Raw genomic sequence first — 23,469 nt, forward strand, 5'->3', positions numbered from 1 at the left:
AATTTATCGTGAACAATATCCGCATTTGCGACATTGATGGCAACCTCATGTATGAGGGGAGGGCCAAATCCCGAAAAGCGTTTGTTGGTGAACTGGTGCGGGATGGGAAGTCGCTGGCAAGAGCAGACCTGCAAGGGGCCGATCTCACCCACCTTAATCTCGATAACGGCGTATTTGACGGGGCGAACCTCGATGGATGCGATCTGCGTGGCACCCGCGCGAAGAGAGGCAATTTCAGCGGAGCATCCATGCGTGGCATTGTCGGCATGGGCTTCATGGCCAAGCACGCGAGCTTCAAGGGCGCGGTCTTCGGCAGCTACGATCATCCGTACATCGGCCGTGTCCCTTCCAGACTTGACGGCGCAATCCTCCAGAATGCGAATTTCGACGACGCGATCTGCGAGGACACAAATTTCACCTGGACCAGCATGTCCAACACGACGTTCGTCAACGCGGCGCTCAAGAACTGCAATTTCTACAAGTCATATCTGCACAATGTCGAGTGGGGCCGCTCAACAGTCGAGGCCTGTTCCTTCGAGGAGGCCGATCTCACGCCGACATACGACGCCCTGAACAGGCAACACATTCCAGATCGCACCATCGACGCGCGTATCATCGGCAACGCCTACAAGCACACCAAGATCGGGCAAGGAAATGCTGCATTCCGTAATGACAGCATCTGGGGCCGTTCGATGAAATTTGCCTACGGAGCTGCTCCGGTGCTTGCTCTGGCCGCTGCTGGCACTTACGTTCCAATGGATATTGATTTCTCGATTATCAAGGATGTGGTGGGAAATGCCGGTTGGGGTTTCGTAGGCGTAACGTCGGCGCTGATCCTGATGAAGGATCGTATCGAGGATTTGTTCAAGGACGGGTTCACCAATATTGCGGGCAACACAACCTTGAAAGTCCGAGCAGCCATCCAGGAGATGACAGGGCGAGGCACGGCACTCAAGAATATTTCAGTCGCGGTAACAATCGGGGCTGGTGGACATGCTTTGAAGGCTGCCCTGGCAAAGGAAAATGCACCGTTTGCAGCTATTGCGGCCAATCTTTCCGGATCGATAGACGTGATCGTAGCAAACCGGAAAAACCTTGCCGTCGCACTTCACAGGATTTCCGACACAATCAACGGCAACCGTCCGAAAAATCAGGATGTCGTTGTTACAAGACTGGCGCGGGACATCGTTGATGAGCGGATTCCCACGTCCATGATGTTTCGCCGCGACGGAACAATTGAAGCCGTCTGGAACACCGGAAATGGCACAGTGAAGAAAAAGAAGTGGGATATCGCCGGTGTTCCGATTGTCGAGGAAGGTGCTGTAATCCCTCAGGGTCCGCATAACGAGCACACACTCGTGTTGAAAAAGTTCGCAGACGCCATCCTTTTGGATACAAACGTCCTTAACTTCGATTTCGATCCTCAGACCAATATCATTCATCAAGGTCTTGATGGCTCAATTGTCGTAACGCACCGGGAAACAGGCAAGCTGGACAATCAGTATGGTCCGGCCATTGTTACGCCAGCTGATGAATGCTTCTATTTCCGTCAAGGCGGCATGCGAGACAGAAATTTCAGACGCATCAAGGAAAATCAGGCGGAAATACCACCCGGACCTTAGCCTCAGCGCGGCGGGAAAAGTCAACAATTGACGCCGTGTCAACTATGGTGTAGTGTCAACATTACGATTGTCGCAGGACCGTCCCTGCCCAAGCGAAAAGGAAGACACATTATGCAACCGGGATCGCCAAAAATACCCCCGAGTCGCGTCAATAAGAAACAGGTCATGGCGCATCTGACGCCGGACCTTGTTGATGCGGCTCACAAGAAGTGTACGAGAGATAATCTCACTGTTCAGGAACTACTCGCTGAATCCATCAATGCCGCCATCGCAGATTACGGCAGGACGCCATTTCTGAAGGTCGGCCGGGAACGCCTGGTCATCCGGAAAAAATCACCGGCCAAGGTGCAGAAGCTCGAAAAAAGCGTTCGCGACGGAAAGAAGCGTATTGGCGCTTGGTTCGAACGCGTTGATGTTGAGCAGGTCAAGGACCATTGCCGGGAATTCGGCATCCGGATTGAAGCCCTGATCGAAAAAGGCCTTCGCATCGTCCTGGCCGAAGAACTGGCAAACGTCAAAGCGGCCAAACCGGAACAGCCCAAGAAAAAGGGCAACTGGGATTGGGAAAATTCCCAGGCAGATGCGCCACCACCAATCGCAAAGGCTCCACGCAGAGCAAAGACTGTCCGAGCCGCTTAACCGCGATTGGGGCGACGATGTCGACCCGAACAGAGCCCTGACCCCTCACAATTGGGGTCAGGGGCACATGGCGGTCAGCCTCTTGTAAGACTCGCGGGTATCAATCGCGCGATCCTTGGCAGACCTCTCCGCGTCAATCGGCGCACTGATTTGATCGATAATCCCATCCAAATGAGCACCTATCATAGCTACGGCCTGGTCCCCATCGCGGGCCACGACCGGCAGGATGCGACGAAGCGCTGACGGCAGTTTCTGCTCAATCGCTTCCTTTGTCTTCTGCTGCGCCTCGAAAGCGTGATTGATGTGCAGCTGCTCATGCTCAATCGTCACCCGATCCCGACAACTGCCCGGCTCGACCTCGGAAGCAACGAAAACCTGCGCGGGGCCTTCCAAGGCAACAAGAACCGATATCTGCTGAATATTGGCGCAAAGTTGCCCATCCCGCATTTGACTGAAACTGACCGAGATGTTCCGTTTCACATAGGACTTAGTCCGGGTGACGCCTTGGGTCGTAAATTCTGAAGATTCATTCCCGAGCGAGGCACCGAGAGAAGCGGAGCTTTGGCTTCGGTCGAGCGTAGGACCGTCGAACTGCGTCGTAACTTCGATCTGGGGCGGTTGATATGAACAACTCGCCGAAGCTTCCTGAGCGAGAAGGCCAAAAAGCGAACCTGCAAGAAATAACAATGTCGACATCGCGCTCAGAATTCCTTTGGAAACATTGAAAAATTCTAGCTGTAACATTATAATTATGATACCGCCAAAAGAAGTTCTTGGATTTAACCGGCGGCAAAGGAGTTCAAATGAACGCTGAAACTATCGACGTCGGCATTGACGTCGGCCTTCGCAACCACATGGCGACAGTTTATGGACTGCTGGCGAAAGGTCTGGCTGTATCCGCCCTCTCCGCCGTCGTGGTTTATTACACCGCCTTTGGCCTGTTCTTCAATGCGGAACAGGGCCTGACGACGCTTGGCTGGATCGCGATGCTCGCACCGCTTGGTATTCTGTTCCTGCAGATGTTCAACATCATTCCAAATACCCTGGCCGCCAGCCGCAAGGTTTTCTGGGCCTTCGTCACGTTGAAGGGCGTATGGTTCGCAATGCTCGGTGTCGCTTTCGCTCCCGGCGCTATCTTCCAGGCTTTTGCGATCACCGCAGCGGCCTTCGCCGGTTTGAGTTACTATGCTCACACAACGAAACGCGATCTGAACTCCTGGTTCCCCTTCCTGTTCGTTGGCCTCATTGGGCTTATCCTCGGCGGGATCATGAACATCTTCCTCGGTTCCGGCGCAGTTGGTTTTGCGCTGACAGCTATGAGCCTGATAGTCTTCGGTGGCTTGATCGCATGGGAAAACCAGAATGTTCGTAATGCCTATTACACGGCGCGCAACAGCGAGGAACTGGGCCTGATCCAGTACAACGCCGCTCTGGGCATCTACATCTCGGTCGTCGCTTTCATGCGCTCGGTTCTGTCTATCATCGGCAACCGTTGATCGATCTGATCACCTACGAAAAGGCCTGCAGGCGGATATCTGCAGGCCTTTTCCATGCGCTCAATAGCGCTTCAGCTCCGCCAGTAGCGCGCGGACCTTGTCATTGGACAGGTCGAAGGGAGCGGCAATTAGCTGAACACGAAAGTCACCGGTTTCATTACCGTTTTTGAAGCCGAGACCCGGAACAACGACAAATGTCCCCGGATGACTGCCATGCGACACGTTGATTTCGATCCTGCTGCCATCCGGTGCCACTATGGGAAAACGGCCGCCAAGAAGAATGTCCACGAGATGAAGGCGCATTCTGGCTTCGATATGAAGGCCATTCAGGCGGTACCGCTTGTCATCCAACGCGACCACGAGGAAAAGGTCTCCAACGCGACCGGATGAGTCCACCGCCTGCCTTGGAAAGTGAAGCTCCGTTCCAGGGAGCGTGCCCGGCGGAATGTCTACGATGCCTTTCCCCTGTAGCATGCGCCCGGTGCCGCCGCACTGATCACAAGGATACCAGTGGGATTTCCCGGAACCTGCGCAGGCGATGCATTCGATCTTGACCCTGATGAGGCCCTGGACGCGCTGTGCGTAACCACGGCCCATGCAATCCAGACAGTCTATCGGGCGTTCGGAATGCACATGTCCCTCACCGCCGCAGTTCTGGCATTGCTTAGCGACTTCATCGAAAACGAAACGTTTGCCCTTCAGCAGTTCGGCAAACGTCATTGAGACGGTCTTGCGGAATTCCAGCGGCCCTTGGTTCGAAGCCGCTGACGATGTGGTGCGCTGATCGGCGCTGGACTGGATGTAACCGCGCTCTCGCATGAGACCCTGATACGCAGCAGTGACACGCTCGAATTTTTCTCTGGCCGTGGGATCATTAGGGTGACGATCCGGGTGACAGGACTTGACGAGAGAGCGATACGCCTTTTTTATTTCCTCTTCATCCGCATCAAACGGCAACCCGAGTGTAAGAAGATAAGACATGCGGCCTCAATAGGAAGAAGTTCCCGAGGAAGCTGTTGCCGCGTCAGGAAGGAATTCATTGATGAAAATTTTAACCCGTTACGGGCTCGGCGCAATGGTAACAATTCTGTCTCTCGGCACGCCCGGGTTCGCATCTGCAGAAATGACCCAGCGTGAAAAAGAAGAAATCGTTGAGATGATCATCGACCGGATCAAGCGCGATCCGTCTATTGCTTTCGAATTACTGAACACCTTGAAACAATCTGCAAAGGGCGAGGCGGAACAGGCGCGAGGCACGCTTAAATCTTCTCCCAGGATGATCGAACTCGTCGAAGGAAATCCGAAAGGCGATATCGTGATCATGGATTTCTCCGATTATGGTTGTGAAGTCTGCAACACGCAGTCGAAAGCTTTGCTTGATGCAGCTGCGCAAAACAGTCGGATCAAAATCGTGCTAAGGGATTTGCCTCGCAGCGGAGACGATGCACTTCAGGCGAGCGTCGACCTGATTGCAGCGGCAAGCGGTCAGAAGGACTGGAGAGCAATCAGGCAAGCCTATCTGTCTGGCCAGATCAAACCCGAAATGCGCATCGTTGCGCTTGCAGAAGGCCATAGCTATCCAAGCGAAGCAGATCGGGACCTGGCGCAGATTGCCCTCGACAAGAACGCAATGCTTGCAGAGCGCAGTGGGATCGAAGCAGGTCCGGCCGCGATCATGATCATAGGAGACCAGGTCCAGCTTCTGCCATCTCCCGTAACAGCAGGAAAGGTGGCCGAAATCATTGCGGCAGGACCGCAGAACCAGGCGAAAACCGACTGAACCACTCCCAAACCTGCAGACAATAAAAAGGCCCCGGAAGCTCAGCAATCGGGGCCTTTTTTGATCAGAGGGAAACGATCAGTCGAATTCGCGCTGAACCGGCGCTCGCGTGTCGAGAACGTCACCCATAGACCAGGCCAGGAAGCCGAGAACGCCCATGATCAGGATCGCTCCACCAACCACCAGGCTGATATTCGGGTCCGGTGTCCATTCAAAGAACGAAAGGCTCACAAGCGTAAGTCCAGTGATACAAGCAGTCACGAGGGCCAAAACCGTCATCGTCTGATTGAAACCGAGGGCGACGAAGCAAAGCAGACCGGTAGTCGCGAGAAGCAGAGCATTATCGGTGTATCGAAGGTGCCTGAACTCCTCAGCGAACGCATTCCATTGGTAAGCAATCGAACCAAACATGATAGCGCCGATGCAGGACAGAACGATACGGGTATACAGCGACGGGCGGTCCAGGCGCGTCAGATGACCGAGAAGGAAGAATGCTGCGATAGCGCAGAACATCGGTGAGAAGTAGCCAATAGCGAGCGCCATAACCCCAGTCGGCGTCGTGTCTTCGTCAGCCCACTGAGTTGGGGTAACAAGGCCACCGGCATCTGTGCGCAGGTTGGCAATGGCGTCCGAGAAAGCGTGCCAACGCGAACGAAGGTTGATGTTCGACGGTGCTACGAAGTTAGCGGCAAGCAAGCAGTCTTCGCTGAGGCGGATATACATGCGGCCGACAAGCGAAGGCCCCACATCCGGAAGCTTGGCCTCTTCCACGATGCGCCAAGCCAAGGGCTCGTAGGGGAACGTCGTCATTTCGATCCATCGACCCTCAGCCTTGACGGCAGCGATGTATGAGGAAAAATCGGATCGGACAACGTTCAGATACTGCGAGATCGAACGTTTGGCACTCGGCAAAGGAGATTCCATTGCGAAGTTCACGATAATACGAGGATCATCTTTCAATTGAAGGGTCAGGGAACCTTGCGTCCCACCGGGCGCACTCTTGAACTGCTCCTTGAAATATTGAGACGATAGGACGACGGCCCTTGTGTCGGTCATGCATTGCTGCGCCGACGCTGTGGCAGCCAATGCAGCGAAAATCACAAAGAAATACGCCAGAAAACGATGCATGCCCAAAACTCCTTGGCAGATTTCAAAAAATGATAAAACGAGAAAAGCGGAGCCGTCGAGATAAATTCTGAATTCCTTTATTCAAGGGTTGCTGCTATCAATAAAATGGTGCATTTTGCGCCCCTACAAGGAATTCGGAGAATAAACCATGACGCGACTCCCGCCTCGTCCTCCTGCGCCAAGGAGAACGGAGTCTGGAACTGGAAATCCAGGCGATGCCGCGAATATGTATGCAGGAAACACATCAATCGCTCGCGCTCCTGTGCCTCAGAGACCTGGTCCCGTGGCTGTGCGACCATTACCTCGTCCACCCGTTCCGACGGCTGCTCCGTCGCGTCCAGCGCCCAGCGCTCCAATGACGTCTGTAAGGCCAGCTCCGGTCGCACCTGCAAGGCCTATGACTGCCGCGCCGGTTGCAACACCAGCTGCAGCTAAGCCTGTAACCAAACCTAAAACGGGCGGTTTCTCGAAAGCTCGCGTCCAGCATGATGAAGAGGATGATCTATTCGCGCCTGCCGCCGCCGAAGTCGTTCGTGAAGCTGCCCCCGAACCCTCCGAAGCTCCGGAAGACCCTAATGTTAAAAGGATTACCGGGACCATTCAGCGCGTCATTTATTCCACGCCTGAGGGATATGCTGTGTATTCGGTGCGGACCAAGGGCGAAGATGGTCTGCGCCATGATCTAACCGTTTCTGTCACCAGCAACGTGCCGTTCCACCGCAACGACAAGATCGTCGCCCTTGGCGAAATGGGCATCTACAAGGGCCGTGAGACCTTCAAAGCCACCGTCATTAGCCAGGAAATCGCCAGAGGTGCCAAGGGCGTCGTTGGCTGGCTGAAGACGAAGGTTGTCCAAGGTGTTGGTGTCGCTACAGCAGAAAAGATCGCCAAATACTTCGGTGATGAAATCGAGATGGTGATCGGGGACCCCGACGAACTCGTGAAATCCGGCATTCCCCGCGACAAGGCGGAAAAGATTGCCGACGCCTGGAACAGCAATGCCGCACAGCCGGAACTGGTGTCGTTCCTGAGCAAGTTTCCAATCGGTCAGATGACCGTGGCCAAGATCATCAACAAATATGGCGCGGCTGCTCGCCGAATTGTTGAAGAAAATCCTTGGCGGCTGTTTGAGAACGTCCAGGGCATAAGCTTCGAGAAGGCTGACGAAATCGCGACCATCGTCGGGATCGACCTCAAGAAGCCCGAGCGCATTCGTGCAGGTCTAAAGGCCGCCATTGATCGCAAGACCGGTTCCGAAGGTCATTGCGGACTACCGCGCGATATTCTGATCATGGAAGCGCTCGACGTTCTGAATGTCGACCGTAACCTTATCGACAACGAAGTCGACTTCATCATCAATACGGGTGCATTCATCCAGCCGAAGGACAGCGAACTGATCTATCCGGTCGCGCTGTACATGGCTGAAAAGAACCTTGTGAACCGTATCGAAAACCTGATGGAGCAGGGCGATTACATCGACGAAGCCGATGCCCGCGCCGCTATCGAGGAAGTCATCGTCGAGCTTGGCGTCAAGCGCGATGAAAGCCAGGTCAATGCCGCGATCATGGCGATCTGCAACCCGGTCTCCATCATCACGGGTGGACCCGGTACCGGTAAGTCGACAACACAGAAGATCATCGTCACAGCCCTTCGCAGGCTAAGCCGCACCCTTATGGCTGCAGCTCCGACGGGTCGCGCCGCAAAGCGCCTGACGGAAGTCTCGGGCATGGACGCTTCGACTTGCCATCGCCTCTTGTCCTTCGATGCGAGGGCAGGCGGCTTCCTTCACAGTGCCTCGAACCCATTCAAGATCGACAGGCTTATCGTCGACGAGTTCTCGATGGTCGATATCAAGATCGCATCGGCTTTCTTCGACGCGATCAAGCCGACTGCAGGCATCACCATTGTCGGTGACGTGGACCAGCTCCCATCAGTGGGACAGGGACAGGTGCTGCGCGACATGATCGAAAGCGGCCGTATTCCAACAACCCGCTTGCAGACTGTGCATCGCCAGTCCGGAGACAGCGGCATCGTCATCGCGGCGTCGATGATCAATCGCGGGGAGTACCCCGACATTGACGGTAAAAACATCGACGGTTTCGAACTGATCGACAACTTCAACGGAACCTACCAGGACCGAAATTCCGAAGCTGCGATCCGCAAGACCGTCGTTGACCTTATGGCGGAGCGCCTTCCAGCGATGGGCTTTAATCCGCTCGATGACGTCCAGGTTTTGACGCCAATGCGCATCACCGACCTCGGCATCAATGTCTTGAACGATGATCTGAAAAACAGAATGAACCCCATGACGGAAGAAAATGGGGTGAACCTTGGAACGCAGGATTACTCGGTCGGCGACCGCGTGATGCATGTGAGAAACGACTACGAAAAGTCGGTTTTCAACGGTGAAGTCGGCTTCGTCGACTATATCGGCGAGAAAATCAACGAGAACGGTTCCAAGGAGCAGTTCATCAAGGTCGATTATTCCGGCCACTTCGCTTTCTATAAACGCAGCGACATCTCCGACATCATCCCGGCCTGGGCGGCGACGGTTCACAAGAGCCAGGGCTGCGAATTCCCGGTCGCCATCATCGTATGCTCGAACGCTCACAAGCGTATGTTGACCAGAAACCTGATCTATACCGCCGTCACCAGAGCGAAGAAGCTCTGCATCGTGGTCGGAAACCGCGCAGCGCTTGAACATGCCGTATCCACCGCCGATACAAGCAGGCGCTTTACAGGACTGCGTCAGATGCTGGAATCGGGTATCGGGCTCGATATGGACAGGTCTGTGGAACCCGACATGGTCGAAGGAATGTCGTTCCGGTGATCTACCGGACGGCAACCTTCCTGCCGATCTCGGACGACAAGGCATTCACCGCAATGGAAGCCTTGTCGATGAACTCACTCGAATCCACGGCGGGCATGCGAATCGGCGATGGTGAAACAGACGGGCTACTGATCCCGACCATTTCTCGGATGGTCTTGGACAGATGGACGGCTTCACCAACGAAAATCGGCTCATAAAGATCGATGATTGTCTCGATATGCTTCTCCATCACCCTGTCAGCATCCAGCTCTTCATCGACCGCAAGAAGTTCGTCGTAGCAGTCGCCGAGTTCTCCGAGTTGCGCACTGGCGTTGGTGCTGATTGTCTGTAGCCAATTCAGTTTGGCGGCGGGCGGAACCTCCGGTTCGTATTTCAGATTTGCAGCGTCACGGAAACTGTCCATCAAGGCAAAGGCGGAATAATCGATGCAGCCGAGGGTCTCGCGGGCCTCATCGGAAAGCTCCCCGGCAAATACTGCTGGGTAACGCTCGGTGTAAAACGCGACATTTCCGAGAAGCACCCCTGTTACAACAATCAGAGACAGGGCAATATTTTTTGAAAAGCGCATCGAGCACTCATTTGTTGCGCGGACAGACTTCATGATGGTATGGCGAAATCCTTAGAGGAAGCGAGAATTTTCCGATGCACGTAATCCGCAATAACAAAGATGTCAGAAGATATGCCATTGGAGATGTCCATGGATGCCTCTCCCATCTTGAGCGCGCGTTGGAGTGGTGCTCGAAAGACGCGGCCTCGGATGGCGTCCATGCGGAAGTCATTCTCCTGGGTGACTTTGTCGACAAAGGGCCGGACACCAGAGATGTTGTGGAGTTGCTGATCTCTGGCTCGCCTTACTCAAACCTGGTCCTCGTTCCAATCAAGGGCAACCATGATCACCTGTTGCATACGATCTGGCATGACCCAAAATACCACCTGACGGGTTCATGGTGGGAAAATGGCGGTCAGCAGACGTTGATGTCTTACGGATGGAATCCTCTGCTGGACAAGGTTCCTGGTGATCTGTGCGACCTTGTCCCTCGTGAACACGTCGATTTTCTGGAGCAATTGCCAGTCATGTACGAAACGGACGACTTGTTCTTCGTGCATGCGGGGCTCAATCACGAGCGCGCCCTCGACGATCAGATAGAGCACGACCTTCTGTGGATCAGAGGGCCGTTTCTCATGGCGTGCCACAACTTCGGGAAACCCGTCGTTCACGGACACGCACCAGACACGAACAACCCCTTTGTCAGCGACTACCGGATCAGCCTTGATGCCGGGTGCTATGGCACGGGGAAACTGGCCATAGCATGCTTTGAGCCCGGAGAAAGAATTCCAAGGACGGCTGTCGTTAAAAGGAATTCCATTGAAGAACGCCCGCAGGCGGAATACCTCAGAACTGTTGACATCTAAAGGAATACTGCTAAGGTTTCGCCACTTTTTACAGCGGGCTCAACCATGAGAACTCCTTTTACGATTGCTGTTTCAGCCCGGTCTCTTTTCGACATGGAAGCGTCAAACGTGATCTTCCAAGAACAGGGACTGACAGCCTTCCTGAACCATTTGATCGAAAACGAGGACGTTCCGTTCGAACCGGGGCCTGCCTTTCCACTCGTCCAGGCTCTGACCCGTCTGAACGACCGCTACGAAAAGCCGGTTGTCGAGATCATCATCGTTTCCAGCATCCAGCCTGAAGCCGGAATGCGCGTCATCACGTCCTGCAAGCACCACGGACTGGAAATCAAGCGGGCCTCCTTCGTAAGCGGCGCTGACATTGTTCCCTATCTCCAGGCAAACGACGTAAATCTGTTCATTACGCGATCCGAAGCTGATGCCCAGAAGGCCATGAACCAGGGGATTGCCGCTGCACTCATGTATGATGCTCCAGCGCATCCTCTGATCGATGAAGGCGACCAGATCAGAGTGGTCTTCGATGGCGATGCCGTATTGTTCGACGACAGTTCCGAGCGCATCTACAAAGCAAAAGGACTCGACGATTTTCTGGAGCATGAAACCGAAAAGGTGAACGAGCCTCTGCCGAAAGGCCCATTTGCCGCCTTCTTCATGTTCATCATGACACTTCAGAAGCAGGCACCCATTGGGAAAAAGCCCTTCTATGTGATCCTGGTCACGGCGAGAAACGCAATGGACCCGGCAACACGGGTCATGCGCACGTTCAAGAGTTGGGAAAGCTCCGTTGACGAAACGCACTTCCTCAACGGCATGAAAAAGGATCGGATTGTTCAGGCGGCACGGCCACATATCTTCTTGGATGACCAGGACGTTCACGTTGAACCCGCATCAAAGCTTGTCCCGGCAGCAAGAGTGCCGTGGATGGGTGAAGCGGTGGAAAGGGAAGACGCGACGGCCGTTACGGAGCCCGTAAAGGCCGTCGCGTAAAGGATTAGCGGCGCGGACCTGGTGCTGCCTGAGCGACCGGGCGTGGCGGCACTCTGGAAGGCGGTGCTGGACGCGCCGGAGCCGACGGACGGGCCGGAATAACTGATGGTGCTGGACGCGCCGGAGCCGACGGACGGGCCGGAATAACTGATGGTGCTGGACGCGCCGGAGCAACCGGCTCTTCAGCCTTGACCTCTTCAACTACTTCCTGGGCGAGTGAGGCCTCGGCTTCATCGTCCTCGGTCACTTCATGGCTGTCCTCAGCGTCAACTTCGTTGCCGAACTCTGGCTCTTCGTCCTCGGTGACAACAGGCTCCGCCGACAACGGACTCTCGTCTTCCAGCGTGAATGCCTCCATTTCCGGAGCATTTTCTACGCCTTCGATTGAACCTTCCAGAACCACCTCGTCATCTGCATCAAGGATTGCAGTCTCTTCCAGAGCTGTTTCCTCAATTGCAGGGACTTCTGGCTCTGGATCGACCGCAGGCGCGGCCTCGATTTCTGGAGCGTCCATGATTGCGCTCGTAAGGCCGGACACACGGTCCTGGTCTTCGTAACGACGGACAGCGTCTTCTTCCGGATCGGAAACCGGCGCTTGGTCATCCTTAAGGGTGTCGTCATTGCTCTTCGAAAGGTAAGAAGATGCTCGCGGATCGAAGGTGACGCCCCCGATGCGAGCGGCAAATTCGGCAAGAACATGATAAGCGGCTTCAAGGTCGACGACCTTTTGCGACGTCTCCAATGCGCGTGCAGCCTCACGACCGATACGAGCCACCTCTAGTCTAGGACCGTTTAGAACATCGAATTCATGGATGCGAAAATATCGGCTACCCTTTTTATCCTTACAGTCTGCGTCCTTGGTGACGGCGCGCTCGATCCAACGGCCGGTAATGTCGGCGACAAGATTCATTGAAGACACGTTCTCTCCAGGTGGAATGATCGAGCCCAGTTTTTTATTGAGAGCGTGCGCCGCGCCGTCGAACAGCATGCCATAGAACGGTTTGCCGGAACGCGTCTTGCCGTCCAGCTTGAGGTTGCCGCCTCGTTGCGGTGAAAACGAGATGTTGACCAGTTCAATCTGGTACGTGAAATTCTTCTCGTCTGTGTTCTCTGTCATGACAACATTCCTCGGGTATTTTTCAAAATAATGGTCGCGCGCATCGCAAGAAACTAGGGCAGGGCAATCCGTCTATTGCGCTCAGGAAATCCTCGGTGTCTCCTATTGGGTAACAGGTTTCAATCGCTCAAATCGAAGGGGCTGCAAAATGACAAAAAGGTTCGGCCTAACCGCTGCGCTTCTTATTGCCATGACAGGCATCGCACACGCAAAGACACAACACACCGACTGGGTGTCCGATCACAAGCCCGACGGAAGATGTATCGCATTCGCCAGCCCGCAGTCGAACGACGGGGCGATAAATGGACGTAATGCACCCTACATCACGGTCATGAACTCGCCAAAGGAAGGCATTCGTGGCGCGATCTCCTTTGTCTCTGGTTCCGAACTAACCGGACTTGGAACGGTGAAGGTTACGGTTGACGGTGAAGAATTCGAGGTTCTTCCCTTCAAGGACGCGGCTTTTGCGGCGAGCGGAAAGCCTGAGGCGGCAGTGCTGTCGGCAATGCGCAAGGGCCACTCCTTGACCATCGCATGGAGCACGAACGATGGGCAAAGCGTGACCGACACCTACTCGCTGGCAGGGTTCTCTGCCGCTCATACCGCTATCGAAAACTGCCGATAAGCCACAGAAAGGCGGCGGCCTCGTAACCGCCGCCTTTAGCTCCTTGAAGCCGCGTGAGCCTTGTAAAGGCCTCGAAGACGATCATAGATCGTTCCCTTGCCGCGATTGATAACCCTCGGCTGAACCTCACCGACACCATCGGGCAAAGTCTGGAAGAACCGCAAACTCCGTTGCTCGTGATCCACCAGCAAGGATGTCAACCGACCACTGAGAAAAGCACCGGTGTCGAGAGAAATCCTATTCTCCGTGACTGTCGGCAGATAGTCTTCCATGATCGTGTGTCCATGAATGACCGGAGGCATGAACGGATCGACGCGGTCGAGGAAACCTTCCCGTATCCAGAGAATATCGTCTTCAACCTGCTGGTCGAGTGGAACCATGCCATTAATACCCGCGTGACAGGCCACGAAAGGTCCGTAGCCGACAATCAGATCGGCATCCTGCAGCATCTCCAGTTCATCTGGAATTTGCCGTTCAATCTCCTGGCACACCAAAGGCATGAAGGATTCAGTGGTGAAGTTTGCAACAGTTCGATCTCCACCACATTTCTTCAGCCATTGTTCGGTAAAATTATCCAGGCGTCGCCGCTTCAAGACTTGCAGAAACAGATCGTCGTGGTTCCCGAGCAGGAGTTTCGAGCCCGGCCAAAGCTGCAAGGTCGAGCGAACCAGCTGGAGCGCAAGCTTGCTGTCCGGACCCCGGTCGACGATATCACCAAGAAACGTAACCTGTGGGAGGATATTCAGGCGACGCGCTTCATCCTCGATAAAGGCAAGCTGCTGCTCAAGCAATCGTGCTTCACCGTGAATGTCTCCGATAAAAAACCTGGCGCTGTCTCGCATGTCATTTCCCATTCGTGAGCTTCAATGTTGATAACACAGAACTGGCGACTTGCCAAATGGTGTCAACACTGAGGTCATGAAGGAATTATGCCACGGATTTATCAGTGCGCGTGAGTGGCAATTGCGGCTCGCTTTACGGTCTTTCTCGCATTCAGATACCAGGCAACCAAATATTGAATGAAAAGACCGGTCGCCAGAGCAGCCAAATCCATCTGCCAGGTAAACTGCTCCGCTTCTTTCAACATCTGGAGCGCGATGCTGATAACAGAACCCCAGGCGAAAACCGCAAGACTTTGACGACCGAGCATGACGATTGGTTCCGACGCCTTGGCCATCGAAATGCGGAAACACACGTTCAGGTTAATGACGATATAGAACAGCGAAAGGATGTGCAGCAGGCGAGGCAAGGGAAGGATGCCCTTGTCGAAGCCGCCAATGACGTGCGTGATATGTGGGAACATGACATAGTCCCACAGATGCGCTTGGACCACCGTCAAGGCGCAAAGGGCATAAATGACGGCCAAAGCCAACAGGACGGGGTTATAGCCAAGCAGCGCCTTGCCCTGCTTGCAACGGACACCGACAGCGAGACCAACCACGAAAATCAGCTGCCAGCTGAATGGGTTTAGAAACCAGAAACCGTCTGCTGGGAAATTCGGCAGGTTGATACGGAAATGTCCGGCCAGGAACCAGATGATCACTGAGGCCAGAATAAGCCGTCTTGAGTTTTTCAACGCGAACGGCAAAAGGAAAGGGGTGATGCCTAAGAGAATGATATAGAGCGGCAGAATGTTGAAGTACCCGAGCTGATGCCCGAGCGTAATGAAGCCGAGAACCCATTCCGCCTGCTCATGCAGCACCGGATAGAGATTGATCCTCCGAGAGAGGGGGTCTGTATCAAAGAAAAAATGACCGAGCAGCAGAATGGAAATCGCAATGATTGTGCTTAGAAGGTGAACACTATAGAGGCGGGCCGCCCGGCGTAAAATGATCAGTCGAGCCTGGATTTGATCGCGCAGGTAAGCGTTTGTATAGGCAAGACCAGCAGAGATTCCAGACATGAGCACGAATGCTTCAGCTGCGTCAGAAAAGCCAAAATTCCTAGTCGTAGCCAGCTCAAAGATTGTCCCAGGGACGTGGTTGATAAAAATCGTGATCAGGGCCAGGCCACGAAAGAAGTCGAGCCGTAGATCACGCTCGCCGCGCTGGGTAGCAGCTGCACTCATAATTTGCCTCAGGTAAGGAATTCCGAATTCCGGACACGAGGAATTATCGACAGAATTGCCTGAGTGTAAACAGGCTCTAAAGGATTGCTTGGAGAAATTCCTGGGTTTCTGTTGCCAGGTACCCAGGGACCCCGCCTCAAGGTGCTAACCAGGAGGACTTGGAGCGGCTAACCCGCACCGCCATCAGGCAGCGAGAGCGAAAGCCTTAGCGTTGTTGTCGTTTGCAACTACACTTTTGACCCGATAACGGCGGTATCATGCCGAGTACAAAACCTAACTCCATCAGCAAGTCGAACCCTTGCACCCCCATCATAAATATACCCCTTCGCATTTCGAGCTAGGATTTCCTGTTGACCACCACGCGTAGCTCTTGCTTATGCCACTCGCTCCGGTAGTCCAAGTCACCCTGAGGTATACTTATGGTGGAGGTGGGGATCACTTGAAGACCCCTTCCTTACCGCTTCATCACAGTCGTTTAGCACCATAGCCCTCCGAAGAAGGCAAGATTGAATATACGAACTTCTTTGACAAAGTCAACACTAAGGAGTGGTCTTTTGCAGGAAATCTTTTTATCTTGAGCCCAGCACAAGGAGATCACGACATATGAACAAAGGCCCATACCAGTACGGAAGTGAGAACGACATCTTCGAAAAGAAGTTCGGAGACCGCACATTCACGGTCGTGCTTTCGAATGCCTATAACGCGGGCGGCATCATCGGCAGCGAGTACAACGGGATCGCGATCCTTGACGAAAATTTCCGACAGGTCGTTCTTGACCGCCAACTGGAAAATCGCGGCTTCTTAGGATCGGACGCCCGTAAGGAGTTTGACTCGATCAAGGATATGACCTGGGAGCAATTCACCCAGTATGTTCGCAAGTCTCCTCGATATCGCGGCGGCATCGACGACATCGACCGTGGCACCAAGCCTAATGCAGGTGACATCCTCGATCTGTGGATTTCGAAGGGCAAGGTCGAGAATCCCACCGGACCAGACCTCCGCACGGAAGTCATGAAGAGCGCTAACGCTAATGATCAGACCGACTATTCCTATCCCGACGCAACTCGCGATGAGATGATCGTGGCGCTTGCTCGCCACGAAGGATACTATCCCATGAATTCCAACAACGGCGGATTTGTCCTCGCCTGGGATATCAAGGTCCGGGGCGATTGCTCGGCATCGAAAGCAGAAGGTTTCAAATTCAACGAAGCCTTCAACGAACGTTGGAAAAAGTTCGAAGAGAGTGATAGCGACGTTTTCTTTGAAGCTTGCAGTGACGCGCTGTGGCATTTCACCGAAGGGAACTACGAGCCTCACTCGGATGAAGACATCAGGGCAAAGTTCTACACAAATGGTCGCCAGGGTGGACATCTCGTCCTCTCCGAATGGAATGGTGCCAAACCGAAAGGCTGGGCGACGTGCCCGATGGCTTTCGACAACCGCGAACATTTCATCTCCTGGCTAAAGGAACTGCCGGACAACGATCTGGTCGCTCTCTATGGCCTCGTTCGGTCGGTCGACATTGACACGGCCGATCCAGCCCACGCGGTCTCTTTCGCCCTGGCCTCGATCCGACAATCGAAGGAAGAACAGTGGAAAGAAGAGGCGACAGAAGAACTCGAAACAGAAGTCACTCCTACGCTCCATTGATTGGAGGTGGTTTTATAGCTTTACGAAATCTCCGCCGACGGCCCTATCATGAGTATTTGGCGGAGATTTTTTATGGCAGGCCGTGTGAACGCTATTGCCGAGGCTTGCTATGCCTGGGAAGCGATGTATGTGGAACCGAAAGCGCGAGCAATCCTTTCCCGCGATCAATGCCGGGGCCTGGTGAAATCAGTCGCCATGCGCGAAAACATGCCGATACCCAAGGTCGAGTTCATGTCCGTGGACAATCTGCCCTGCTATGCCCGAGTGGATACATGGAGCGTGCATATTGCCGATTGGGGACACACGCCGGTAACGATCCTGCACGAGATGGCGCATCTTGCGACGCTCCAGGCGCTTTTAAAGGGTGAGGACCCGCATGGACCGGCGTTCGTGGCAAAGTGCATCGACTATTATCACCATTTCCTGCGCATTCCGATTGAACCAATGAAAGCAGGCGCAAGGAAATTCGGCCTGAAGATCGGAGATACTTTGTGTACCTACACCTTCAGGCCGAAAGATCACCAATTTGATGACCTGGAATTCTAACGTCGTTCTTAGATCAGGAGAATCATTTCGCCTGCTTGGCGGCGATAGCGGCGTCGACAGCCTTGGAGAATTCCTCAACGGTGCGCGGCCCCATGTAAGGCTGGCCATTGATAAAGAAGAACGGAGTGCCGGTGATGACATTCGCACTCTCAGCATCGAAGCGTGGCTTCACAGCCTCACGGAATTGCTCATCGTTTTCAGCGCACTTCTTGAGGGCTTCGAAATCATATGCGTCGCCGAGAGCATGAGAAAACACTGCGCCAGCGCCAACTTCAAAAGTGCCTGCATTCGGCCAGGGCTTGTCGGAGAGCAGGCTGGTGAAGAGCCCGGAAACCACCTTCGCCTGGCTTTCCTTCGGAGCGCAGGAAACAGCCGTGGAGGCGACCGCTGCGATCTGGTCGAGCGGGAAATGGCGGAATACGAAACGGACCTTGCCAGTGTCGATCAGCGCCTTCTCCAGATCGTTGTAGACCTTCGTGTGAAAATTGGCGCAATGCGGGCAGGTGAGGGATGCATATTCGATGATGGTAACCGGTGCCGAGGCGGAGCCGGTGACGATATCGCTGGGATAGGAAACCTCCGGATTGAAGGCGACAGTCTTGGGTGCTTCCGGGGCTGCAGTCTCAGGTGTTCCAAGCTGAATAGCGGCTGCAGGAGAGGCGAGCGCCACCGACAACACGGAGACAGAACTGATCACTGCGAGGAGTTTTCTGCGGAGCATGAGGAATTCCTTATCTTGGGATTGTTAGATGCTGCGATGGATTCGACTGCACCGCAAGGAGTTCTCCAATAACACCACCGTGAAGGCTTCGGTCAACGAATACTTTTGGGAGGAGAATGGAATTGTGAAAAAAACCGGAATCATCGAGATGACGAAATCTTTGCCGCCTGATACTCCGCATTCTCAAGCGCTGCGACAAGCGTCTGCCCTGTTTCCTGATAACTGGCAATCGAGAGATTGGTGAATGCGATTTCAAAAGCGTGCTCGATGGGCAGGCGGAGTTTCAGCACCCGCATATCGCCGTGTTGCCATTCGACCAACCCGGTTTCATGACAAGCCAGAATGATGTCCGGTAGCTCAAAACACCGGAATCCAACGCTGGTCGTCGCGAAAGTTAGCTTTAATGGAGCGGGCAATCCTTGACCGACCTCACCCAGAGCGCGGTCAAGTATGCCGCTATGATCCGGAATATCGGTGGCACCGCCAAGAACCAAAAGAGATGTCAAGACTTCCGCTTGTTCATAGACATTCGACATGATCAGGGATCAACCTCTACCAAGCGTGCGGACGGTAAGAGAACTGAGCTTGGCCGGAGGACCAGAAACAGCGAAGAGCTTTTGTCGGTGCGAGGGCACTGAGACATTGTCGTTGCAGGGCAGGAGAACGCGTCGACTGGCGAAATCGAGACCCTGAGGTCATCTTCGTGGTCGTAAACAGCCGTGAATGTACGAAGTTCAGAAGACAAGGGTAACTCTCGAACAGAGAGGTCCGAGCGACGGTAATCGCCCGGACCTGGAGGAATCAATCGTCGGTGGGCTCAACGCCGTCGGCATCAGGCTCAGCGCCACCCATCAGAGCCTCACCGAGAACGCCGCTGTCCTGCCTGATCTTGGCTTCAATCTCATCGGCAAGTGCCGGATTGTCCCTCAGGAAGTTCTTGGCGTTGTCGCGGCCCTGGCCGAGACGCTGACTGTTGTAAGAGAACCAGGCACCCGACTTCTCGACGATGTTGGCCTTGACGCCGAGGTCGATGAGTTCACCCGTCTTCGAGACGCCTTCACCGTACATGATGTCGAATTCGACCTGTTTGAAGGGCGGTGCCATCTTGTTCTTGACGACCTTCACGCGCGTTTGGTTGCCGGTGACCTCTTCCTTGTCCTTCACGGAGCCGATACGACGAATGTCGAGACGAACCGAGGCATAGAACTTCAGCGCGTTGCCGCCGGTCGTGGTTTCCGGCGAACCGAACATGACGCCGATCTTCATACGAATCTGGTTGATGAAGATGACCATGCACTTCGAACGGGAGATGGAACCGGTCAACTTGCGCAGTGCCTGGCTCATCAGGCGAGCCTGCAGACCCGGCAGGCTATCACCCATTTCGCCTTCGATTTCGGCGCGCGGCGTCAGAGCAGCGACGGAGTCGACGATGAGGACGTCGATTGCGCCGGAACGAACCAGGGTGTCCGTGATTTCAAGCGCCTGCTCTCCAGTGTCGGGCTGCGAAATCAGAAGTTCCTGCAGATTGACGCCCAGCTTCTTGGCGTAGACCGGATCGAGCGCATGCTCGGCGTCGACGAAGGCACAAACGCCACCCTTCTTCTGCGCTTCAGCAACGGCCTGGAGAGCGAGCGTGGTCTTACCCGAGCTTTCCGGTCCATAAATTTCGATGATGCGGCCCTTCGGCAGACCACCGATACCGAGCGCGATATCCAGGCCAAGCGAACCAGTGGAAACGACTTCGATGTCGCGCGGCTGCTCATTTTCGCCGAGCTTCATGATCGAACCCTTGCCGAACGAGCGTTCGATCTGAGCCAAGGCAGCATCGAGCGCCTTCTTCTTATCTCCTGCAGCGGGAGCTTCTTGCGTATTCGGTCGCGCCATATTCTTCTCCAAGGGTAGCGTGAATTAAAAAACCTTGTGCCAAACTCGTTGACACAAGGCATTTCGGATGCTCTTGAATATGGGAGAATTCCTTGGCTACTTCAAGCGTCTTTGTAGCGCTGGTGCAAAATCTTCGTCTGTTCCGAATTCCTGATCGAATTCCTGTTCATGATGGATTTCCTGCACTGGGCGGCGGTTCTTGTCGAGATGTTTCAGAGAACCGCGTTGACCGACAACGGAGTAACCTTCAAGTTCGCCGTTGACTGCAAGGCGCTGGTATTCACCCTCTGGAAGGCAGTTGGGTGCCATCTGAAGTTCGAATTTGCTATCTGCGTCCCAGACCGCCAGCGATCCTGCAGCGTCTGCACCGCGACGAAGTACGATGGTGCGTTTTCCAATCGTCTTCTGCGCGGGTTCGACCATGCCACCGAAACCGAGGCCGTCGTCCTCACTATCGGCGAACTCGTTGACCGCGTTCTTCGGCGCGGTATACCGAGCCTTAAAGTCTTCGAACGACACAACCTCGGCGCTTTTTACATCGATGGAGCGGGTCGTAGCCGGACCGGCCGAGTTCTTGCGAGCAAGTTCCTCATATAGATCGAACATCGTTTGGCCGAATGCCAACGTCAGGTTACGGTGATCCAGCGACGAATGGACAAGTGACGCGTCCATAGACTTCGCCTTGCGAAGGATAGGCATGCCAGCAACCATGTCTCCAGGCTCGTGACCCGGACGGTTTGGAACAATCAGCTCCACACCCTCGCTTCGAGCCTTACGAATGATCGCCATGTTCTCGTCGGCATTTGCAGTTGCCACCGCATATTTCTTACCGAAATAGCCAGTCTCACCTGACACCGTGTAGCCCAGGTTTTCGTTCGACTGATCAAGAAGCATGGACATGCCCTGCCAGTTGCCGAAAACCTCGGCAGGATCACTGGAACCAACAACGCGCTTAAGCGAGCCGCGCATCTCAAGGGCGCGGATGTTTTGATGGGACAGGCTTGGATGAACCTGAGCTGCCGGAACAGACTGCTTGGTCTTGGTGTCGACCAGGAAGTTGATAATGTTTCCCTGGAAGATACGACTTTCCAGAGCGAGCGAGCGCTCCTTCAGGTATTCCATCAGGTCCTGGAAACTGTCGACAAAGAAATCACCATCCAGCAGCGCAGCAAGACGTTCGCGCGCTTCGTCGATGGTGAACCGGGCAAAATCAGACGCCGCCTTGGTCCAGTCACGGGTAACCGTGCTTTCCATGGCCGAAATTACGCCAAAGCGAGGATTGAGATCGAAAATGCCTCGTGCTGGCGTCAGTGTAGTCGAGCTTTTGAGAGCCGACGTCAGTCGGCCATTCAGCGCGGTGTCGAGGCGCTGGGCAACATTTTCGATAATACGTCCGAAGCCGCTCGAATTTGCTGGTTTTCTGATTGCAGCCGCCATCGCTTCCTCACAGTTTTATTCTAATTTCGTAAAAATCCTAAGTCGTGGCGGTGAAATCGACAAATTGCTGATGCAAGTCAAATTGTTCGATCAATAGCTCCGTCGATCTGGTTCTGTGCGATATGGAGCGCAATCGAACGAGCCATGCTGGCAGGCTTCTCCATAGGCTCTTCGAAGCGAACCATCGTCAGAACGGTCTCCTTACCTGTCGAAACGTCCATGACGGAATACTGCTCGATGCACTCGAATACGCGGTGTCCCTTGGAAACCTTGAGGGTTACCTGCATTTTCGCCGACGGGATAGCCAGGCCGCGCTCGGTGGCGAAAATGCCCGACACATCGTAGCCGATTGAACTCAATGTCTCGACGACGAGTTCTTTCAACTGTTCGACGACGTTTGTTGGTTTGCGTTTAGTCATAGGAATTCTCCGTTACCAAACAAGTATGGAAGCGGACGATGTCGGCTAAAAGAAATTTTCACGGATTGCCGAAAGCCTTTTTTTGATCCTAGAATTCCTCAACCAATTCCTTTTCCGGATCATCTGCATGACTTTGCCCGAACACCAGTACCTCGACCTCATGCGCGATATTCTGGAAACGGGGGACCTCCGCATTGATCGAACCGGCACGGGAACAGTTGCGAAGTTCGGAACGGCGCTTCGGTTTGATCTGTCGGACGGATCGTTCCCAGTGCTCTCGACGAAGAAGATTTTCTGGAAACTTCCAATCAAGGAAATGCTTTGGTTTCTAACCGGGAAGACTAACATTCGCGACCTGCTGATCGAGAACGTCAGAATTTGGACTGACTGGCCGCTGGCAAAATATCGCAAGGAAACAGGCCATCAGATCGAGCAAAGGGAATTCGAAGACAAGATTGTAGCCGATACAGATTTCGCCGAGAAATGGGGCGATCTCGGTCCCGTGTACGGAAAGCAATGGCGTAAATGGATGGGGCCGGACGGGAAGGAATACGATCAGCTCGGCGACATCATCAAGACGCTGAAGACAAACCCGGCAAGCCGCCGAATGCTCTTCCATGGCTGGAATGTTGCAGACCTCGACAAGATGGCGCTGCCTCCCTGTCACCTGCTGTATCAGTTCCAGGTTACAAATCCTGCTGAAGTAAACCTTGAAGCACTGTCTAGCAATTCGTCTCTTGGTTGGAGTCTACTCGGAAGAAATTCGGTAAAGGAGAAAGCAAGGGTCTCCCTTATGTTGACACAAAGAAGTGTAGATTCTGCGCTTGGGTTGCCGTTCAACCTGATTGGGGCGGCAGCGTTACTTCATATGGTGGCAAATATAGTCGACATGGACGTTGGTGAACTGATTTGGAGCGGCGGAGATACTCACGTATACCTTGATCATATTGAAGGTTGCTTGACGCAACTGTCCCGAGAGCCGAGGCCTTTTCCGAAGCTGAAATCACTTCGAAAGGTCGACAACATCGATGACTTCCGGATCGAGGATTTTGTCGTTGAGGGTTACGACCCGCATCCCATCATCGAATTTCCTGTAGCGGTGTAATC

The 23,469-nt window shown here is 54.1% G+C and carries 23 protein-coding genes and 1 other RNA gene; 11 read left to right on the top strand and 13 right to left on the bottom strand.

What is annotated here, in order from left to right; all coding sequences use genetic code 11:
• Positions 1–8: 8 nt before the first annotated feature.
• A complete protein-coding gene (locus FFR93_RS06855; RefSeq protein ID WP_138392599.1) occupies positions 9–1,622 on the top strand; it encodes a pentapeptide repeat-containing protein in 1,614 nt (537 codons plus the stop codon).
• A 165-nt stretch (positions 1,623–1,787) separates the two neighbouring features.
• Positions 1,788–2,261, top strand: coding sequence for a hypothetical protein (locus tag FFR93_RS06860; RefSeq protein ID WP_138392600.1), 474 nt, complete (start codon positions 1,788–1,790; stop codon positions 2,259–2,261).
• 57 nt (positions 2,262–2,318) lie between these two features.
• Here the strand turns inward: FFR93_RS06860 and FFR93_RS06865 are convergent, their stop codons facing one another.
• Positions 2,319–3,005, bottom strand: coding sequence for a hypothetical protein (locus tag FFR93_RS06865; RefSeq protein WP_138392601.1), 687 nt, complete (start codon positions 3,003–3,005; stop codon positions 2,319–2,321).
• Positions 3,006–3,064: 59 nt separating this feature from the next.
• Between FFR93_RS06865 and FFR93_RS06870 the strand changes: the two genes are divergently transcribed.
• Complete coding sequence (locus FFR93_RS06870; RefSeq protein WP_138392602.1) at positions 3,065–3,757, top strand: Bax inhibitor-1 family protein; 693 nt, start codon at positions 3,065–3,067, stop codon at positions 3,755–3,757.
• Between the two features lie 60 nt (positions 3,758–3,817).
• On the opposite strand, the gene FFR93_RS06875 is transcribed toward FFR93_RS06870, so the two are convergent.
• On the bottom strand, positions 3,818–4,738 hold the full coding sequence (locus FFR93_RS06875; RefSeq protein WP_138392603.1) for a DnaJ domain-containing protein: 921 nt from the start codon (positions 4,736–4,738) through the stop codon (positions 3,818–3,820).
• A gap of 61 nt (positions 4,739–4,799) precedes the next feature.
• Between FFR93_RS06875 and FFR93_RS06880 the strand changes: the two genes are divergently transcribed.
• Positions 4,800–5,537 (top strand): thioredoxin domain-containing protein, encoded by a 738-nt coding sequence (locus FFR93_RS06880; protein WP_138392604.1) that lies wholly within the window; start codon positions 4,800–4,802, stop codon positions 5,535–5,537.
• Positions 5,538–5,615: 78 nt separating this feature from the next.
• Here the strand turns inward: FFR93_RS06880 and FFR93_RS06885 are convergent, their stop codons facing one another.
• Positions 5,616–6,665 (bottom strand): hypothetical protein, encoded by a 1,050-nt coding sequence (locus FFR93_RS06885; RefSeq protein ID WP_138392605.1) that lies wholly within the window; start codon positions 6,663–6,665, stop codon positions 5,616–5,618.
• A 397-nt stretch (positions 6,666–7,062) separates the two neighbouring features.
• Between FFR93_RS06885 and FFR93_RS06890 the strand changes: the two genes are divergently transcribed.
• Complete coding sequence (locus FFR93_RS06890) at positions 7,063–9,495, top strand: ATP-dependent RecD-like DNA helicase (protein WP_171049121.1); 2,433 nt, start codon at positions 7,063–7,065, stop codon at positions 9,493–9,495.
• A gap of 1 nt (position 9,496) precedes the next feature.
• Here FFR93_RS06890 and FFR93_RS06895 read toward each other — a convergent pair whose 3' ends face one another.
• Positions 9,497–10,063 (bottom strand): hypothetical protein, encoded by a 567-nt coding sequence (locus tag FFR93_RS06895; RefSeq protein WP_138392607.1) that lies wholly within the window; start codon positions 10,061–10,063, stop codon positions 9,497–9,499.
• A gap of 74 nt (positions 10,064–10,137) precedes the next feature.
• Here FFR93_RS06895 and FFR93_RS06900 point away from each other — a divergent pair, with 74 nt between their 5' ends.
• Together FFR93_RS06900 and FFR93_RS06905 are read left to right on the top strand one after the other, a co-directional pair.
• Positions 10,138–10,908 (top strand): metallophosphoesterase, encoded by a 771-nt coding sequence (locus FFR93_RS06900; RefSeq protein WP_138392608.1) that lies wholly within the window; start codon positions 10,138–10,140, stop codon positions 10,906–10,908.
• 45 nt (positions 10,909–10,953) lie between these two features.
• Positions 10,954–11,895, top strand: coding sequence for a 5'-nucleotidase (locus tag FFR93_RS06905; protein ID WP_138392609.1), 942 nt, complete (start codon positions 10,954–10,956; stop codon positions 11,893–11,895).
• A 4-nt stretch (positions 11,896–11,899) separates the two neighbouring features.
• On the opposite strand, the gene FFR93_RS06910 is transcribed toward FFR93_RS06905, so the two are convergent.
• Positions 11,900–13,012 carry a hypothetical protein gene (locus FFR93_RS06910; RefSeq protein WP_138392610.1) on the bottom strand — a complete coding sequence of 371 codons (1,113 nt, stop codon included), beginning with the start codon at positions 13,010–13,012 and terminating at the stop codon, positions 11,900–11,902.
• A gap of 148 nt (positions 13,013–13,160) precedes the next feature.
• Between FFR93_RS06910 and FFR93_RS06915 the strand changes: the two genes are divergently transcribed.
• Entirely contained in the window at positions 13,161–13,637 is a 477-nt protein-coding gene (locus FFR93_RS06915; protein WP_138392611.1) for an invasion associated locus B family protein, read from the top strand.
• A gap of 35 nt (positions 13,638–13,672) precedes the next feature.
• Here FFR93_RS06915 and FFR93_RS06920 read toward each other — a convergent pair whose 3' ends face one another.
• The 3 genes from FFR93_RS06920 to ssrA form a co-directional block, all read right to left on the bottom strand.
• Entirely contained in the window at positions 13,673–14,479 is an 807-nt protein-coding gene (locus tag FFR93_RS06920) for a metallophosphoesterase (RefSeq protein WP_171049123.1), read from the bottom strand.
• A 101-nt stretch (positions 14,480–14,580) separates the two neighbouring features.
• Complete coding sequence (locus FFR93_RS06925; protein WP_138392613.1) at positions 14,581–15,705, bottom strand: OpgC domain-containing protein; 1,125 nt, start codon at positions 15,703–15,705, stop codon at positions 14,581–14,583.
• A gap of 96 nt (positions 15,706–15,801) precedes the next feature.
• Positions 15,802–16,246: a transfer-messenger RNA gene (gene ssrA, locus FFR93_RS06930) on the bottom strand.
• A 62-nt stretch (positions 16,247–16,308) separates the two neighbouring features.
• On the opposite strand from ssrA, the gene FFR93_RS06935 reads away from it, so the two are divergent.
• Complete coding sequence (locus FFR93_RS06935) at positions 16,309–17,355, top strand: hypothetical protein (protein ID WP_138392614.1); 1,047 nt, start codon at positions 16,309–16,311, stop codon at positions 17,353–17,355.
• A gap of 72 nt (positions 17,356–17,427) precedes the next feature.
• The gene (locus tag FFR93_RS06940; protein WP_138392615.1) at positions 17,428–17,901 is read left to right on the top strand and encodes a SprT family zinc-dependent metalloprotease; all 474 of its coding nucleotides are present in this window, start codon (positions 17,428–17,430) and stop codon (positions 17,899–17,901) included.
• A 22-nt stretch (positions 17,902–17,923) separates the two neighbouring features.
• Here the strand turns inward: FFR93_RS06940 and FFR93_RS06945 are convergent, their stop codons facing one another.
• The 5 genes from FFR93_RS06945 to FFR93_RS06965 all read right to left on the bottom strand — a co-directional run bounded on the left by FFR93_RS06945 (position 17,924) and on the right by FFR93_RS06965 (position 22,362).
• Entirely contained in the window at positions 17,924–18,622 is a 699-nt protein-coding gene (locus FFR93_RS06945) for a thioredoxin domain-containing protein (RefSeq protein ID WP_138392616.1), read from the bottom strand.
• Between the two features lie 140 nt (positions 18,623–18,762).
• Positions 18,763–19,158, bottom strand: a complete 396-nt coding sequence (locus FFR93_RS06950) for a hypothetical protein (protein WP_138392617.1) — start codon at positions 19,156–19,158, stop codon at positions 18,763–18,765.
• Between the two features lie 265 nt (positions 19,159–19,423).
• Complete coding sequence (gene recA, locus FFR93_RS06955) at positions 19,424–20,506, bottom strand: recombinase RecA (RefSeq protein WP_138392618.1); 1,083 nt, start codon at positions 20,504–20,506, stop codon at positions 19,424–19,426.
• A gap of 96 nt (positions 20,507–20,602) precedes the next feature.
• A complete protein-coding gene (locus FFR93_RS06960; RefSeq protein WP_138392619.1) occupies positions 20,603–21,943 on the bottom strand; it encodes a hypothetical protein in 1,341 nt (446 codons plus the stop codon).
• Positions 21,944–22,020: 77 nt separating this feature from the next.
• The gene (locus FFR93_RS06965) at positions 22,021–22,362 is read right to left on the bottom strand and encodes a hypothetical protein (RefSeq protein ID WP_138392620.1); all 342 of its coding nucleotides are present in this window, start codon (positions 22,360–22,362) and stop codon (positions 22,021–22,023) included.
• 127 nt (positions 22,363–22,489) lie between these two features.
• Between FFR93_RS06965 and thyA the strand changes: the two genes are divergently transcribed.
• Positions 22,490–23,467, top strand: coding sequence for a thymidylate synthase (thyA, locus tag FFR93_RS06970; protein WP_138392621.1), 978 nt, complete (start codon positions 22,490–22,492; stop codon positions 23,465–23,467).
• Positions 23,468–23,469: the final 2 nt, after the last annotated feature.

The organism is Rhizobium sp. MHM7A (genome assembly GCF_005862215.1).
Classification (GTDB): Bacteria; Pseudomonadota; Alphaproteobacteria; order Rhizobiales; family Rhizobiaceae; genus Rhizobium; species Rhizobium bangladeshense.

Coding starts and splice junctions, on each gene's coding strand:
- FFR93_RS06920 (WP_171049123.1), bottom strand. CDS start 14,479: ATGCGAGACAGCGCCAGGTTTTTTATCGGAGACATTCACGGTGAAGCA.
- FFR93_RS06865 (WP_138392601.1), bottom strand. CDS start 3,005: ATGTTACAGCTAGAATTTTTCAATGTTTCCAAAGGAATTCTGAGCGCG.
- FFR93_RS06965 (WP_138392620.1), bottom strand. CDS start 22,362: ATGACTAAACGCAAACCAACAAACGTCGTCGAACAGTTGAAAGAACTC.
- FFR93_RS06935 (WP_138392614.1), top strand. CDS start 16,309: ATGAACAAAGGCCCATACCAGTACGGAAGTGAGAACGACATCTTCGAA.
- FFR93_RS06880 (WP_138392604.1), top strand. CDS start 4,800: ATGAAAATTTTAACCCGTTACGGGCTCGGCGCAATGGTAACAATTCTG.
- FFR93_RS06860 (WP_138392600.1), top strand. CDS start 1,788: ATGGCGCATCTGACGCCGGACCTTGTTGATGCGGCTCACAAGAAGTGT.
- FFR93_RS06925 (WP_138392613.1), bottom strand. CDS start 15,705: ATGAGTGCAGCTGCTACCCAGCGCGGCGAGCGTGATCTACGGCTCGAC.
- thyA (WP_138392621.1), top strand. CDS start 22,490: ATGACTTTGCCCGAACACCAGTACCTCGACCTCATGCGCGATATTCTG.
- FFR93_RS06890 (WP_171049121.1), top strand. CDS start 7,063: ATGACTGCCGCGCCGGTTGCAACACCAGCTGCAGCTAAGCCTGTAACC.
- FFR93_RS06870 (WP_138392602.1), top strand. CDS start 3,065: ATGAACGCTGAAACTATCGACGTCGGCATTGACGTCGGCCTTCGCAAC.
- recA (WP_138392618.1), bottom strand. CDS start 20,506: ATGGCGCGACCGAATACGCAAGAAGCTCCCGCTGCAGGAGATAAGAAG.
- FFR93_RS06945 (WP_138392616.1), bottom strand. CDS start 18,622: ATGCTCCGCAGAAAACTCCTCGCAGTGATCAGTTCTGTCTCCGTGTTG.
- FFR93_RS06905 (WP_138392609.1), top strand. CDS start 10,954: ATGAGAACTCCTTTTACGATTGCTGTTTCAGCCCGGTCTCTTTTCGAC.
- FFR93_RS06910 (WP_138392610.1), bottom strand. CDS start 13,012: ATGACAGAGAACACAGACGAGAAGAATTTCACGTACCAGATTGAACTG.
- FFR93_RS06960 (WP_138392619.1), bottom strand. CDS start 21,943: ATGGCGGCTGCAATCAGAAAACCAGCAAATTCGAGCGGCTTCGGACGT.
- FFR93_RS06900 (WP_138392608.1), top strand. CDS start 10,138: ATGCACGTAATCCGCAATAACAAAGATGTCAGAAGATATGCCATTGGA.
- FFR93_RS06915 (WP_138392611.1), top strand. CDS start 13,161: ATGACAAAAAGGTTCGGCCTAACCGCTGCGCTTCTTATTGCCATGACA.
- FFR93_RS06950 (WP_138392617.1), bottom strand. CDS start 19,158: ATGTCGAATGTCTATGAACAAGCGGAAGTCTTGACATCTCTTTTGGTT.
- FFR93_RS06940 (WP_138392615.1), top strand. CDS start 17,428: ATGGCAGGCCGTGTGAACGCTATTGCCGAGGCTTGCTATGCCTGGGAA.
- FFR93_RS06885 (WP_138392605.1), bottom strand. CDS start 6,665: ATGCATCGTTTTCTGGCGTATTTCTTTGTGATTTTCGCTGCATTGGCT.
- FFR93_RS06875 (WP_138392603.1), bottom strand. CDS start 4,738: ATGTCTTATCTTCTTACACTCGGGTTGCCGTTTGATGCGGATGAAGAG.
- FFR93_RS06895 (WP_138392607.1), bottom strand. CDS start 10,063: ATGCGCTTTTCAAAAAATATTGCCCTGTCTCTGATTGTTGTAACAGGG.